The sequence below is a fragment of the Pseudomonas beijingensis genome, from assembly GCF_030687295.1.
Taxonomy (GTDB): domain Bacteria; phylum Pseudomonadota; class Gammaproteobacteria; order Pseudomonadales; family Pseudomonadaceae; genus Aquipseudomonas; species Aquipseudomonas beijingensis.
Map to the genome: position 1 here is coordinate 3,744,252 of NZ_CP117425.1, position 14,032 is coordinate 3,758,283.

At 61.9% G+C, this 14,032-nt stretch carries 11 protein-coding genes and 1 pseudogene; 5 read left to right on the forward strand and 7 right to left on the reverse strand.

The features are described 5' to 3' along the window. Positions 1 to 62: 62 nt before the first annotated feature. The gene (locus PSH84_RS16955) at positions 63 to 650 is read left to right on the forward strand and encodes a TetR/AcrR family transcriptional regulator (RefSeq protein ID WP_305481412.1); all 588 of its coding nucleotides are present in this window, start codon (positions 63 to 65) and stop codon (positions 648 to 650) included. A 16-nt stretch (positions 651 to 666) separates the two neighbouring features. Here PSH84_RS16955 and PSH84_RS16960 read toward each other — a convergent pair whose 3' ends face one another. From PSH84_RS16960 to PSH84_RS16985, 6 genes and pseudogenes are all read right to left on the reverse strand, one after another. Beyond that, positions 667 to 1,659: a LacI family DNA-binding transcriptional regulator gene (locus PSH84_RS16960; RefSeq protein WP_122566352.1), complete on the reverse strand. Its 993-nt coding sequence runs from the start codon at positions 1,657 to 1,659 to the stop codon at positions 667 to 669. Positions 1,660 to 1,734: 75 nt separating this feature from the next. Next, on the reverse strand, positions 1,735 to 3,204 hold the full coding sequence (locus tag PSH84_RS16965) for a glycoside hydrolase family 32 protein (RefSeq protein ID WP_439800536.1): 1,470 nt from the start codon (positions 3,202 to 3,204) through the stop codon (positions 1,735 to 1,737). A 29-nt stretch (positions 3,205 to 3,233) separates the two neighbouring features. Further along, positions 3,234 to 4,373, reverse strand: coding sequence for an ABC transporter ATP-binding protein (locus PSH84_RS16970; protein ID WP_122566354.1), 1,140 nt, complete (start codon positions 4,371 to 4,373; stop codon positions 3,234 to 3,236). Between the two features lie 31 nt (positions 4,374 to 4,404). Further along, a pseudogene (locus PSH84_RS16975) lies at positions 4,405 to 5,250 on the reverse strand (carbohydrate ABC transporter permease). Continuing rightward, the gene (locus tag PSH84_RS16980) at positions 5,247 to 6,209 is read right to left on the reverse strand and encodes a carbohydrate ABC transporter permease (protein WP_305470657.1); all 963 of its coding nucleotides are present in this window, start codon (positions 6,207 to 6,209) and stop codon (positions 5,247 to 5,249) included. The pseudogene PSH84_RS16975 and the gene PSH84_RS16980 overlap by 4 nt, the downstream one beginning before the upstream one ends. 21 nt (positions 6,210 to 6,230) lie before the next feature. Then, entirely contained in the window at positions 6,231 to 7,505 is a 1,275-nt protein-coding gene (locus tag PSH84_RS16985; RefSeq protein WP_122566357.1) for an ABC transporter substrate-binding protein, read from the reverse strand. 169 nt (positions 7,506 to 7,674) lie between these two features. On the opposite strand from PSH84_RS16985, the gene PSH84_RS16990 reads away from it, so the two are divergent. Continuing rightward, complete coding sequence (locus PSH84_RS16990) at positions 7,675 to 9,231, forward strand: carbohydrate porin (RefSeq protein ID WP_305481414.1); 1,557 nt, start codon at positions 7,675 to 7,677, stop codon at positions 9,229 to 9,231. A 496-nt stretch (positions 9,232 to 9,727) separates the two neighbouring features. On the opposite strand, the gene kdgR is transcribed toward PSH84_RS16990, so the two are convergent. Beyond that, positions 9,728 to 10,513, reverse strand: a complete 786-nt coding sequence (kdgR, locus tag PSH84_RS16995; protein WP_122566360.1) for a DNA-binding transcriptional regulator KdgR — start codon at positions 10,511 to 10,513, stop codon at positions 9,728 to 9,730. A 153-nt stretch (positions 10,514 to 10,666) separates the two neighbouring features. Between kdgR and PSH84_RS17000 the strand changes: the two genes are divergently transcribed. The 3 genes from PSH84_RS17000 to PSH84_RS17010 are packed head-to-tail and all read left to right on the forward strand — an operon-like array spanning position 10,667 to position 13,970. After that, a complete protein-coding gene (locus PSH84_RS17000) occupies positions 10,667 to 11,668 on the forward strand; it encodes a sugar kinase (RefSeq protein ID WP_305481415.1) in 1,002 nt (333 codons plus the stop codon). Positions 11,669 to 11,672: 4 nt separating this feature from the next. Continuing rightward, positions 11,673 to 12,884 carry a D-mannonate dehydratase ManD gene (manD, locus tag PSH84_RS17005; RefSeq protein WP_060742694.1) on the forward strand — a complete coding sequence of 404 codons (1,212 nt, stop codon included), beginning with the start codon at positions 11,673 to 11,675 and terminating at the stop codon, positions 12,882 to 12,884. Positions 12,885 to 12,938: 54 nt separating this feature from the next. Continuing rightward, positions 12,939 to 13,970, forward strand: a complete 1,032-nt coding sequence (locus PSH84_RS17010; protein ID WP_305481416.1) for a Zn-dependent oxidoreductase — start codon at positions 12,939 to 12,941, stop codon at positions 13,968 to 13,970. Positions 13,971 to 14,032: the final 62 nt, after the last annotated feature.

Below are 14,032 nucleotides of genomic sequence, written 5' to 3' on the forward strand. Positions count from 1 at the left end.
ATTATGCTCGACATCTATGTATGATGTGAGCATGATTTTGAGCAGCACCAAGGAGTGAAGAAATGCGGGTAACCAAGGCCCAGGCCCAGGCAAATCGGGAGCACATCGTCGAGACGGCCTCTGTCTTGTTTCGCGAGCGCGGCTTTGACGGTGTGGGTGTTGCGGACCTGATGGCGGCCGCTGGGTTCACCCATGGCGGCTTCTACAAACATTTTGGGTCCAAGGCTGGCCTGATGGCCGAAGCGGCGGCGAGCAGCCTTGCGCAATCGCTGACCGACAGCGCGGACATCGACGTGCCTGCGTTCGTCAATCTTTACGTGTCCAGGAATCACCGTGACGCCCCGGGCGGCGGTTGCACCCTGGCGGCACTGTGCGGGGACGCCGCCCGTCAATCGCCCGAGCTGAAGGTGACGTTTGCCAGCGGCATCGAAAATATGCTGGCGGCGCTCGAAAGCCGGTACGAGACCGGGCAAGATGTGGCGCAGGAAGAGGTCAGGGCGAAGATGCTCGACATGTTGGCCCATGCCGTCGGCGCGATCATGTTGTCGCGGGCCTGCCCGGACGATTCCGCGCTGGCCGATGAAATCCTCGAGATTTGCCGCGCCCGGATCATCACCTCACTGCCGCCATCGCCCGCGCAGCAGCCTTGACGGATAACGGTTGGCCTTATAGCGATGCCCTGACCACCAACGGGCAATCCACCGGCTGGGCGCCCGACACTTCAAGGCTCTCGATCAGATGTCGGGCCGCCTGGCGACCGATCTCGTAGTACGGCAGTTGGACCGTGGTCAGCGGCGGCATGAACAGTTCGGCGATGCCGATCATGTTGTCATAGCCCAGCACCGCGACATCATCAGGGATTTTCAAGCCACGGCCCAACAGCAGTTGATAGGCACAAAAGGCAATGCGGTCGTTGCCGCAGACCAGGATGTCAAATTGCGGACGGCCGTCGACGATATGCCGGTCGAGAATGGCGGCGGTTTCACCGTAGGCGTCGTGATCGGAAAGGTCGTATTGCAAAAGTGCTTCAGGCGCCAGCCCGAATGCCTGGCAGGCGCGTTGCAGGCCTTGTTGGCGCAGGCGCCAGGCAACACTCTTCCTGGGTAAGTTGATACACAGCGGGCGCCGATAGCCTTGGCTCAAGGCATGATGCACGGCGCGATACTGCCCGGCCTCATCATCCGGTACATAACTGACCAGTTGGCGGTCATCGGCCAGGCAATTGGCGAGTACCAGCGGCTTGCTCTTGAGACGCTCGGGAATGCTCACCTGGCGCAACCCCATGGCACTGAAGATCAAGCCGTCGGGGCGGTGCGACAGCATCAGGTCGATGTTCTGGTCGGTGGGCGGGTTGCTCAGCAGGTTGAGGATGAAGACGTTCCAGCCAGCCTGCTGCGCAGTCTGTTCGATGGACAGCAGCAACTCAACGGCGAATGGCGTGGTGGCGGTGTCCAGTGCGAACACACCGATGGTGCGCGCCTGCAGGTTGTCGCCGCGCATTCGGCGCGCCGACAGGCTCGGTACGAATTGCAGTTCATCAATGGCGCGACGTACCCGCTGAAGGGTTTCGGGGCTCAGTTTTTCCGGCGTGTTGAGCGCGCGCGAAACCGTCATCAGGGATACGCCGGCCAGCTGTGCAACGTCTTTCACGGAAGTCATGCGAAGTGCGGCCAGTCAGGTTGACGCAGAATCATGACACAGCGCCCGGGCTTCTCGCGACTCGAATGACGTGACTCACAGCCAACCCGAGCCCAGGGGCCAGGCGTTGGCAATGGCGACGCGCCCGCCAGTCCCGCTCGCCAGCAGCTTCACCCCGAGGCTATCGGGCCGCGGATAGAGGCGACTGCTGAGGCTGAAGCGGCCGCTTTCTTCAAATACCTCGATGGATGACCGATCGAGAAACACCCGCAGGTGCAATTGCGTTTGCGCCTGCTCGATCGACACGCTGCGCTGGCCGCTCACTTGCGCACCCGAGTGGCTGCGATCAAGCACCAGGCGCTGTAGTGACGCGTCGTAGTACAGCAGGGTTTGTTCCTGCTCATCGGCACTGCAACGCAAGGCGATGCCCAACTGACCATCGGTGCAACCGAGCAGGTCCAGTTGCACATGGATTTCCAGCCGGTCGCCCGTCACTTGCGGCACCCAGCGACTGCCGGACTCGGCCCATGGCGCGACGCTCGGCAAGGGCGCCTGGCGCAGCGCAACCAGTTCCCGCGCCGGAAACACGCCAAGGCGATCACCCTGCAGTTCCAGCTCGCGGGGCAAGCCGAGCATGCCGCACCAGTGATGGGCCTGGCTCGGCATCGGGCTTTCCCACATGTCCAGCCAGGCCCACACCAGGCGCCGACCGTCAGCGGCCACCAAGGTCTGCGCGGCATAGAAATCGTGACCGTTATCCAGTTCGATGAACGGCCCGCCGGTGAAGTGCCATTCGCTGTCGAGGTGGCCAATGCGATAACCGGTCTGGTACTTGTTGAGTCGTTCGTAACCCGCCGATTGCATGCCCTGGGGGGAGTACAGCAGTACGTCGCGTCCATCGAGGCGAAACAGGTCCGGGCATTCCCACATGTAGCCATCGCCGTCAGTGCCGCTGGACACGTAGTCGAGGAACTCCCAGGCGCGCAGGTCGGTGGAGCGGTACAGCGGCAGCAGCGGCGTGTCGCCCAGGCGTGCCCCGGCAATCAGGTACCAATAACCATCCTCCTGCCAGACCTTGGGGTCGCGAAAGTGCATGATCGCAGCTTGCGGTGCGTCCTCGATGACCGCGCCCTGCTTGGCGAACCGGACGCCGTCGACACTGGTGGCCAGGCACTGGACCTGGCGGATGAAGCGTTCGTCACCCACCTCTCCCAACCAGGTGTGGCCGGTGTAGATCAGCGCCAGGGTGTCGCCACACACCACCGCGCTACCGGAAAAACAGCCGTCGCGGTCGAAGTCGTCGCCCGGCGCGAGGGCAATGGGCAGGTGCTGCCAATGCACCAGGTCGGCGCTCTTGGCGTGGCCCCAGTACATCGGGCCCCATTTGGCGTCGAAGGGGTGGTGTTGGTAGAACACGTGGTACTCGCCCCGAAAAAACACGACTCCGTTAGGGTCGTTCATCCATCCCGTGGGCGGGGCTAGATGATAGTCGGGTCGATAATCGTGGATCAGACGAGACAGGCCATCACTCAGGGCCTGCTGCGCACGTTCAAGAGTGGCGGGCATGGGATTGCTCAGGGTATTCAAAGACACAGTCATAGGGCGCCCGCATGTGCCGGGCGCGGGGCGATGTCATCGGGCAGGCTGTCGATGGCGTGGCGCTTCAACGCCGTGCCGTGCGCGTCGAACAGGTGCAGGTTGTCGATATCCAGTTGCAGTTCGACCCGATCGCCCACCCGCCATCCGGCGTTGACCTCGCAACGACAGACCATGGGGTCGTCCTGGCCGGTATCGAGGTGCACATAGGTCTCACTCCCGAGGTATTCGACCCCGCTCACCACGAGGCCGGCCGTTCCCTGTGCCGGCTTGAGGGCGACATGTTCCGGACGAATCCCCAGGCTCAGTTGCGCATTCTCTGCCAGACCCGAGCTGTCGAAGGGTAGGGATGTCATGCCCAACACCAGGCTCTCAACCTGGCTGGTTTCGCCTGGCGTATGCAGGAATGCAGCGATGAAATTCATCCTCGGTGAGCCCAGGAAACCGGCGACAAAACGGCTGGCCGGACGCTCATAGAGTTCCCGCGGCGAGCCGACCTGCTCGATGCGACCGCCATTGAGCACGACAATCTTGTCGGCCAGGGTCATCGCTTCGACCTGATCGTGGGTCACGTAGATCATGGTCGAGCCCAGTCGCCCGTGCAGCCGGGCGATTTCGTTGCGCATCTGCACGCGCAAGGAGGCGTCGAGGTTGGACAGTGGCTCGTCGAACAACAGGATGTCCGGCTCCCGCGCCATGGCCCGGCCCATGGCCACGCGCTGGCGCTGGCCGCCCGACAGTTCCCGTGGCTTGCGTTGCAGCAGTTTGTCCAATTGCAGGATCTGCGCGGTTTTCAGCACCCGTTCGCGCAGGCTGGTTTTTTCGGTCTTGGCCAGCTTGAGGCCAAAGCTGATGTTGTCGTAGACGCTCATGTGCGGGTACAGCGCATAGGACTGGAACACCATGCCGACACCACGCTCGCGCGGCTCCAAGTCGTTGACCCGACGTCCGTCGATCAGCAGGTCGCCGCCACAGATCGAATCCAGCCCGGCAATCAGCCGCAGCAGGGTCGACTTTCCGCAGCCCGAAGGGCCGACGAAGACCACGAATTCGCCGGCCGAGATTTCCAGGCTGACGTCACGAAGAATGCGTGCGCCGCCCAATTGTTTGTTCACGTTGTCCAGCTTCAACTTGATCACGATGCTGTTCCTTTCTTGTCTGTGTTGGGCCTCAACCCTTTAACGCACCGGCAGTGAGGCCGGAAACGATGCGGCGCTGGAAGATCAGCACCAGAATCACCAATGGCACCGTGACCAGCACCGACGCCGCCATCAACAGGCCCCAAGGCAACTCATGGGGGCTGCCACCGGAAATCAGCGCGATGGCAACCGGGACCGTGCGTTGCGAGTCGGTCAGGGTGAAGGTCAGGGCGAAGAGGAACTCGTTCCACGCGGCGATGAAGGCCAGAAGGCCAGTGGTGACCAGTGCCGGCCAGAGAGCAGCGGCAACAGCACGCGGGTCAGCGTGACCCAGGGTGACGCACCGTCCATGATGGCGGCCTCTTCCAGCTCATGAGGCAACTGCCCCATGAAGGTGGTCAGCACCCAGACGGTGAAGGGCAGGGTGAAAATCGTGTAGCTCAGGATCAACGCCCAGGAGGTGTTGTACAGGCCCAGGGCACGGATCACCTCGAACAATCCCGACAGCACCGCGACTTGGGGAAACATCGAGACACCGAGGACCATCATCAACACCCGGGCCGCGTCCGCGGAACTTCACCCGGCCCAAGGCATACGCGGCGGTCAGGCTGAGGAACAGCGCCAGCGTGACCACGCACAGCGCCACCACCAGCGAGTTGCCGATGGCCCGCAGGAACGAGGCTTGGTTGAGCACGGCGGCATAGTTGGAGAAGTCCGGTTTATCGATCCAGTAGCTCACCTGGAACAAGGCGCTGGACGGTTTGAGCGACGTCACGATGGCGTAGTAGAACGGGAAGACTGCATACACCAGCAAGATCCCGATCAGGCACCAGAACCCGAGGCGCAACAGGGCTTTTTTCAGCAGGCGCGGGCTCATGAGCGGACCTCCAGCTGACGACGTCCGAGGTACAGATAAACCATGGCGATCACCGCAACGACCAGGAACAGCAAGGTCGAGGCGGCGCTGCCGTAACCGACGTCCTGGAATTCCACCAGGTGCTGGCGGGCATAGACCGACATGCTCATGGTGCTCGACGAGTTCGAGGTCAGCACGTAGATGACGTCGAACACCCGCAGGGAATCGAGGATCCGGAAGATCGCCGCCACCAACAAGGCCGGCATCAGCAGCGGCAGGGTGACCCGCCAGAACACTTTCACCGGGTGAATGCCATCGACCCTGGCGGCTTCGTAGCAATCGCTGGGCAGCATCTGCAAGGCCGCCAGCATCAGCAGGGTGACGAAAGGCACGGTCTTCCAGACGTCGACGATGATCACCGCCCACATCGACAGGTCCGCGTCGGCGGTCCAGGCCAGGGGCGCGTCGATCAGGCCGAGGCCGAGCATCAGGTGATTGATGATGCCGAACTGGTCGTTGAGCATCCATGACCAGATTTTCGCCGAGACGATGGTCGGGATCGCCCAGGGAATCAGGATCAACGCTCGCACCAGGGCGCGTCCGCTGAACTGGACGTTGAGCAGCAACGCCACCAGCAGCCCCAGGACGATTTCCAGCCCCACCGACACCACGGTGAAATGCAAGGTGTTGCGCACCGCATTCCACCACTGTGGATCGACGAGCAGGCCTGACCAACCGGCACTGCTGTGAAACAGATAATTGCTCAAACCGACAAAGGTCGCATCGCCGGTGTCGGCCAGGCTGGCGTCGGTCAGGCTGAACCAGAAGGTGCGCAACAGCGGCCAGGCCGCCACCAGCGCCAGGCACAGCAGCATCGGGGTCAGGAACAGCCAGGCGGCGCGAACGCGACGGCGCTGTACCGGCGTTTCCCGGGTGAGCAGGTACTCGTCGTCGGGGACGAGTGTGGTGGAGACAGACATGGTGATTTCCTTCCGTGTGGCTTACCAGTTCCGGCGTTTGATCCGCGTGAGTTCGCTTTCCAGCTCGGCCAGCGCCTGATCCACTGGCCGCTCGCCCGCCAGCACGCCGTGCACTTGATCGAAGAAGGCATTGGAGACCCGTGGATAGCGATCGGCGGTGATCGAGGCGGGGCGCATGACCCCATCGTTGAGAATGCTGTGCAGTTGGCTGTAGTAAGGCATGGCTGCGAGCAGTTCGGGATCCTGGTAGAGCGACTCGATCACCGGGTTGTAGGCGCCAACCAGGGCGCGGTGTTTCTGCTGTTGGGCGCTGCTCAGGTAGCTCACCAGTTCCGCGGCGAGCTTGGGGTTGGCGCTGTAGCGCGACACGGCCAGGCCCCAGCCGCCGAGGGTGGACGCGTGGGTGCCGGTCGCGCCGCCGCGGGGCAGGGGCGCGACGCCGACCTTGTCTTTGACGGCGCTGTCCTGGCTCTGCACCAGGGCCCAGACATATGGCCAGTTACGCATGAACAGCGCGTTGCCGGACTGGAAGACGCCACGTCCTTCTTCCTCGGTGTAATTGAGCACGCCACGGGGGGCGATGTCTCCGACCCAGCTTTTGGCCAGGGTCAACGCCGCCCTTGAGGCCTGGCTGTTGACGACGATATCGCCTTGCGCGTTGACCAGCCCACCTTGCGGTTGGCTGCTGATCCACTCCAAGGCATTGCACGTCAGGCCTTCATAGGCGCGGCCCTGGAATACATAACCCCAGGCATTGGCGTTCCCGGCATCGCGCTCGGCTTGCTGGACAGCCTTGGCGGTGGTGGTCATTTCTTCCCAGGTCTGGGGCACGGGCTTGTTGTATTTCTCGAGCAAGTCCTTGCGGTAGTACAACAGGCCCGAGTCGGTGAACCACGGCATGGTCACCAGGCGTCCGTTCACCGTGGCGTTATCCACCTGGGCCTGGAAGTAACCCTGGGTGGCATCGGCAGGAAGTACCTCGCGCAGGTCCATCAAATGCTTGGCCAGCATGCCCGGCCACACCATGTCGATCTGGATGATGTCGATGTCGCTGGATTGGGCACTGAGGATCTGTTGGTAGAACGATAACCGTTCGGTCGCGGAGTTCGGCGTGGAAACCACTTCGACGCTATTGCCGGTCTGCTTCGACCACGCCTCGACGGCCTCTTTGCACAGTTGCAATTCGGCACCCACGGCTCCGCAGGAAATCGTCAGGTTGGCGGCCGTCGACAGGGCTGGAAACCCGACGCAAAGGCCGAGCAGCGCCGCTGGAAGGAGCGATTTGAGCTGTTTCATAAAGCCCTCTTTATTTTTGTTTTTAGAAAAGTTAACGTTAACATCGCCAAATGTAGCAGTGTATTTGCGATGAGGCATCCTTTTTTTCCTCTGGTTTGACAATTCAGAACCAGGGCGAAAAAGGCCGGTCGCGGCAGCAGAACAATAAAAACAAAACAGGGAAATTCACATGCAGAAAGCATCAAGCTGGCTACTCGCAAGCGTGCTCGGCGTCTCGGCGACCACTTCTCAGGCCGCGACGCTGGAAGAGCGCATGGCAGCGTTCGAGGCCCGTGCCAGCGCAGCGGAAAAACGTGCAGCCGCCGCCGAACAACAAACCCAGGCACTCGCCAGGGAACTGCAGCAACTCAAACTCGCCACGCCCGCCCCGCAACCGACAGTGTCCGCCGTTGCGACACCCACACTCGATGCTCGTCTGGCAAAACTCGAAGCCCTCCAGCAAAGCACGGAAAAGCAGGGCAGTGGTGCGCACCTTACCGACGGCTTCAGCTTCAAGGGCTACGCCCGCTCCGGCGTGCTGATCAACGATGGGCTGGGCGGTGGGCGCGGCGGTCCGTACACCACCCCGGCCGGTTCCGTCGGTGGCGCTGTCGGGCGACTCGGTAACGAGGACGACACCTACATGCGCATCGACCTGTCGAAAGAGCTGTACGCGCAGAACGGCACCCGCTCCAAATTCACGGTGTCCATCGCCGATGGCGTGGAGAGCTCCAACGATTGGACCGCCGAGGAAAGCAACCTGAACGTGCGCCAGGTGTTCACCGAGCTCGATCACCTGGCGGCATTCAAGGGCAACGCGATGTTCGAAAATTCCACCCTGTGGGCTGGCAAGCGCTTCGACAGGGACAATTTCGACATCCACTGGTTGGACTCTGACGTGGTCTATCTGGCCGGCACCGGGGGTGGCATCTACGACGTGCAGATGACCAAGGACTGGCGCTCGAACTATTCGTTGATCGGTCGCAACTACGGGGATTTCAGCGAGGGCGGCGTCAATGCCGATGTGGAAAGCTACATCCTGACGTCCAACCAGTTTTTCGACGGTGGGCAGTGGCAGTGGATGTTCAACGCCATCGGCTCGAAGAAAAACGACTTCGGCACTCGCGTCAATGAAGCGGGACTGGCGCCGGCCGATTCCGGCTTGCACAGCATGGTCGCCAATCACCAAAAGACCTTTTTCGGCCGCGAAGGCTTCTTCAAGACAGCGCTGCTCTATGGCCAGGGGTTGGGGGCTGAGGTCAAGAACGTCGGCGCCGATGGCGAATTGATCGACGATGCCCGTGCGTTGCGTGTGGCGTTGTACGGTGAAACGCCTCTGGCGCCCAACTGGCGCATCGGCCCGAGCTTGCTGGCCGAGCAAAGCAAGGATCGCTACGTCAAGGGCGACGACTACCGTTGGATGACCCTGAACGTGCGGTTGGCCAACGAAATCAACAGCAATTTCGAGATGGCCTACGAGATGAGCTGGCAAACCATGCAGCTCGATCCCAAGGGTTACCTGCAACGCAATGCGGTCGACGGTAACTTCTGGAAGTTCACGGTCGCCCCGACCTTCAAGCCCGACTTGGGCGATCTGCTCACCCGCCCTGAGCTGCGTCTGTTCGCCAGTGTCATGAACTGGTCGTCGGACCTGGACAGGTACAGCAGCACGGACTCCTTCGGCAAGACCGACTTCAACGCCGGCGGCACTTGGCAGTACGGCATTCAGATGGAAACCTGGTTCTGACGCCAGCTCGTTGAAACCTGAAGATGGCGGGGTGTCAGTCGACATGGATTTTGTTGACTGGGTACATATCCGTTGCTGCGGTAACCGCTACTTAGGGTTCCGCCCTTACGGCGGCTCACTTTTTTTCAGACGCCAAAAAAAGTAAGCAAAAAAGGCTTGCCCCACCACTCGGTGCCTCGCCTAGGCTCGGCATGCCCGAACGAAGGCATTGCTCCGTGGGCCCGCCGCGAAGGGCCATCCATGGCCCAGCGCGGCTATCCCGGCATCCATGCCGGGATGCCCACTCCACAATGCCTGCGTTCGGCCATCGTGGTTAACGGGGCCTCCAGATCAAAAGCAAAAGCGAGGCGGCCTGACAGCCGACCTGTCTCTCCTGCCGTACCCCGATCCAACTGTGGGAGCGGGCTTGCTCGCGAAAGCGGTGGATCAGTTTGCAATGATGTTGGATGTGCCGCCGCCATCGCGAGCAAGCTCGCTCCCACATGGGACTTTGTGCTTACCCCCGCGCATGCCAGCCCAACTGGCTTGAAATCTGTTGAGTAGCTTGCATCAGTTGCTTGACGTAGTCCTGCTTCAGCTCTTCCCGGAAGCGAAAGCACGGGAATGAAACGCTCATCCCGCCGATCACATGGCCGAAACGGTCGCGGATCGGTGCCGCGAGGCAACGCATGTTGTCTTCGAACTCTTCATGGTCCTCGGCATAACCCTGCTGGCGAACAATCTCCAGTTCCTGCAGATACGCCTCGACGCTGGTCAGGGTATTGGCCGTGCGGCGCTCGAAGCTCTCCTGCTCCAGGTGGGTCAGTAACTCGTCTTCTTCAAGCCAGGCCATCAGCACCTTGCCGATGCCGGTGCAGTACAGCGGCGCCCGCCGGCCGATCCGCGAGTACATGCGCAGGTTGTATTTGGAGTCGATCTTGTGCACGTAGACGATGCTGCCTTCGTCGAGAATCCCCAGGTGGACAGTCTCGCCCGTCAGCTCGTTGATCCGCCGCATGCCCGGCTCCGCTTCCCGGACGATGTCCAGGTGGGGCAGGGCCTGGGCGCCCAGTTCGAACAGCCGGACGCTGAGGCGATAACGGTCCTCGGCGTCTTGCACCACATACCCACGGGCCTTGAGCGACTGCAGGAAGCGATAAACCGTGGCCTTGGACATGTCCAGTTTGGTGGCGATTTCCGACACCCCGCTTTCTTCCGGATGCTCGGCCAGTGCCTCGAGCACGGCCATGGTCCGGCCCACCGCCGACACCAGATCGTTGTTGGGAATGACGCTGTTGTCCATGAAGGCTCCAACGTGAAAGTAAAACCCAAGGATATACGCAAGCAGAACAAAACGCTGTTTCATTTTTACTTGACGAGGCCGGGAATCTGACTAGACTCGGGCCTTGAGATAAAAATGAAACGCCGTTTTAAAAACAAGAAAGGCGCGTTGATTATGGATTTGACGCTTGACCATGGCCCGCAGACCCGCTTCGCCCGTCCGTTGAAAGTGGCGTTGGTGGGGGAATGCATGATCGAGATGCGCGGTGAGCCGGGTGCTGCGATCACGCAGACATTCGGTGGCGATACGCTCAACACCGCGGTCTACCTGGCCCGATTGAATCCCCGCAGCGCGGTGACCGTGGACTACATGACGGCCGTGGGCAGCGATGCGTTCAGCGTCGCCATGCGCCGGTCCTGGCTGGACGAGGGGATTGGTGATGCCCATGTCCGCGTGATCGAAGACGCGCTGCCGGGGCTGTATTTCATCCAGACCGATCCACACGGCGAGCGACGTTTCCTCTACTGGCGCGGGGAAGCGGCGGCGCGGCGCATGTTCGAAGGCCCCGAAGTCGACGCCATGCTCGATGCGCTGGCCGATTACGACTACGTCTACCTGAGCGGCATCAGCCTGGCGATCCTCACACCAGAAGGGCGCCAACGCTTGATCCAAGCCCTGCATAGGGCTCGTCGGGCAGGCACGCGCATCGTCTTCGACAACAATTACCGCCCTCATCTTTGGCCTGATCCCGAAACGGCCCGGCAGGCCTACTGCGACCTGTTGCGCCTGACCGACGTGGCCCTGGTCACCTGGGAAGATGACGCGACCCTGTTCGGCTATCACGACCCTGACGCCTTGTTCAGTACTTACGCCCAGGTGGGCGTGCGCGAAGTTGCCCTCAAACGTGGCGCCGCCAGCTGCTTGATCCAGTGCCCGACAGGGCGTTTCGAGGTGCCCGCGCAAACCGTTTCCCATGTCGTCGACACCACCGCTGCCGGTGATTCGTTCAGCGCCGCCTACCTGGCCTGTCGCCTGCGCGGCGGCGATCCGGAGCAGGCCGCCCGCTGGGGCCATCGCCTGGCGGCCCAGGTCGTCCAATACCGGGGCGCGCTGATTCCCCAGGCGGCCATGCCGAACATGGGCACGTCCTCACTTCCTTCTGTTGCACAGGTCTGACTTTATGAAAATCGTTGAAGCGCGCGTCATCGTCACCTGCCCGGGCCGCAACCTGGTCACCTTGAAAATCGTCACCGATGAAGGCCTCTACGGCATCGGCGATGCCACCTTGAATGGCCGCGAACTGGCGGTGGTCGCTTACCTGGAAGAACACGTCCTGCCCGCGCTGATTGGCCGCGACGCCCACCGCATCGAGGACATCTGGCAGTACCTGTATCGCGGTGCATACTGGCGTCGAGGACCGGTGACCATGACCGCCATCGCTGCCGTTGACGTGGCGCTGTGGGACATCAAGGCCAAGGCCGCGAACATGCCGTTGTACCAGTTGCTCGGCGGCAAGAGTCGCGAGCGGGTGATGGTCTACGGGCATGCCACCGGCAAGGACATCGAAGGCTGCCTGGACGAAGTCGCCCGTCACGTCGAGCTGGGCTACAAAGCCGTGCGTGTGCAATGTGGCGTGCCCGGCATTGCCACCACCTATGGCGTCGCCAAGCGCAGCGGTGAGCGTTATGAACCGGCCGACAGCGACCTGCCCGCTGAACACGTCTGGGACACCGCCAAGTACCTCAACTACGTGCCCAAGCTGTTCGCCGCCGTGCGCGAGCGCTTTGGTGATGACCTGCATATCCTCCACGATGTACACCATCGCCTGACGCCCATCGAAGCTGGGCGCCTGGGCAAGGCCGTGGAACCGTACAACCTGTTCTGGCTGGAAGACTGCACGCCAGCGGAAAACCAGCAGAGTTTTCGCCTGATCCGCCAACACACCACCACGCCCCTGGCGGTGGGCGAGGTGTTCAATTCCATCCATGACTGCCGCGAGTTGATCCAGGAGCAGTTGATCGACTACATCCGCACGACGCTGGTGCATGCCGGCGGCATCACCCATGTGCGACGCATTGCCGATTTCGCCGCGCTGTTCCAGGTGCGCACCGGTTTTCACGGCGCCACCGACCTGTCACCGGTGTGCATGGGCGCGGCCCTGCATTTCGATACGTGGGTGCCCAACTTCGGCATCCAGGAACACATGCCCCACGAAGACCGCATCGATGAAGTCTTTCCCCATGCCTATCGCTTCGAGGACGGCCACTTCACCCCGGGCGAAACACCGGGGCATGGCGTCGACATCGATGAAGACCTTGCCCGCCAATACCCCTACAAACGCGCCAGCCTGCCGGTCAACCGTCTTGAAGACGGCACGCTGTGGCATTGGTGAAGCGGTTCCAACTATTTGAGGAAACGGGGCGAACGTCCCGTCAGGAGTGACCCGATGAAAGCGTTTCAGGTAAGAGCACCCTTTGAATTCGGCCTGGCCCAGGTCGACCGGCCCGAAGTCGCCCCCGGCGAGGTCCAGGTCGATGTGGCGTACGCCGGCATCTGTGGCTCGGATATGCACATCATTCACGGGCAGAACGCATTCGTGCGTTTCCCCCGGGTCACCGGCCATGAGTTTTCCGGGGTGATTCGGCAAGTCGGTGAAGGTGTCGAGCACCTGCAGGTGGGCGACCGGGTGTGCGTCGATCCGGTGATCAGTTGCGGCACTTGTTATCCCTGCCGCATTGGCCGGCCCAACGTCTGCACGCGGCTGCAAGTGATCGGCGTGCATCGCGACGGTGGTTTCAGCGAGCAGGTTTGCGTACCGGCCGAGAATGCGCACCGCTTGCCCGATTCGATGTCCCTCAGCCACGGCGCCCTGGTCGAGCCTTATTCCATTGCCCTGAACGTGCTCGATCGCATGCAGCCGCAACCGGGCGACAGCGTGCTGATCTACGGCGCCGGGGTGATCGGCCTGACCCTGGTGCAGATGGCCAAGGCGTTGGGAATGACTGACATCACCGTCACCGATGTCATCGACAGCCGCCTGGAGACGGCGCGGGCCCTGGGCGCCAGTCGGACCCTCAACGGCCAGCAAGTCGATGTCGAAGCGGTGATGCGTGAGCTGACTCAAGGCGAAGGCGTGCCATTGATTGTCGATGCCGCCTGCATCCCGGCGCTGATGCCGCAGATGGTGCGCCTGGCCTCGCCGGCCGGGCGCATCGGATTGCTGGGCTTCACTGCCACGCCCAGTGATCTGGTGCAGTTGGAAATGATCAAGAAGGAACTGACCCTGGTGGGTTCGCGGCTCAACAACCGCAAGTTCCCCCGGGTGATCGAACTGATTGCCAGCGGCCAGTTGCAGGTCCAGGACCTGATCAGTCATCGCGTCACCTTCGACGAAATGCCCGGCGCCATCGACCTCATTGAAAAACACCCCGAGCAAACCCGAAAAGTGCTGGTGGAGCTGACGAACGCCCATCCCTGAGCCGTCGGTATCACCGGTTTCACCGTGCCTGTCATGGGCACCCTCACCGAATAAACACAACA

Bases quoted from the DNA above. Each gene is read 5' to 3' on its own strand.
- PSH84_RS16985 (WP_122566357.1), bottom strand. From the start codon at position 7,505: ATGAAACAGCTCAAATCGCTCCTTCCAGCGGCGCTGCTCGGCCTTTGC.
- PSH84_RS16965 (WP_439800536.1), bottom strand. From the start codon at position 3,204: ATGCCCGCCACTCTTGAACGTGCGCAGCAGGCCCTGAGTGATGGCCTG.
- PSH84_RS17010 (WP_305481416.1), top strand. From the start codon at position 12,939: ATGAAAGCGTTTCAGGTAAGAGCACCCTTTGAATTCGGCCTGGCCCAG.
- PSH84_RS16960 (WP_122566352.1), bottom strand. From the start codon at position 1,659: ATGACTTCCGTGAAAGACGTTGCACAGCTGGCCGGCGTATCCCTGATG.
- PSH84_RS17000 (WP_305481415.1), top strand. From the start codon at position 10,667: ATGGATTTGACGCTTGACCATGGCCCGCAGACCCGCTTCGCCCGTCCG.
- PSH84_RS16990 (WP_305481414.1), top strand. From the start codon at position 7,675: ATGCAGAAAGCATCAAGCTGGCTACTCGCAAGCGTGCTCGGCGTCTCG.
- PSH84_RS16955 (WP_305481412.1), top strand. From the start codon at position 63: ATGCGGGTAACCAAGGCCCAGGCCCAGGCAAATCGGGAGCACATCGTC.
- kdgR (WP_122566360.1), bottom strand. From the start codon at position 10,513: ATGGACAACAGCGTCATTCCCAACAACGATCTGGTGTCGGCGGTGGGC.
- manD (WP_060742694.1), top strand. From the start codon at position 11,673: ATGAAAATCGTTGAAGCGCGCGTCATCGTCACCTGCCCGGGCCGCAAC.
- PSH84_RS16980 (WP_305470657.1), bottom strand. From the start codon at position 6,209: ATGTCTGTCTCCACCACACTCGTCCCCGACGACGAGTACCTGCTCACC.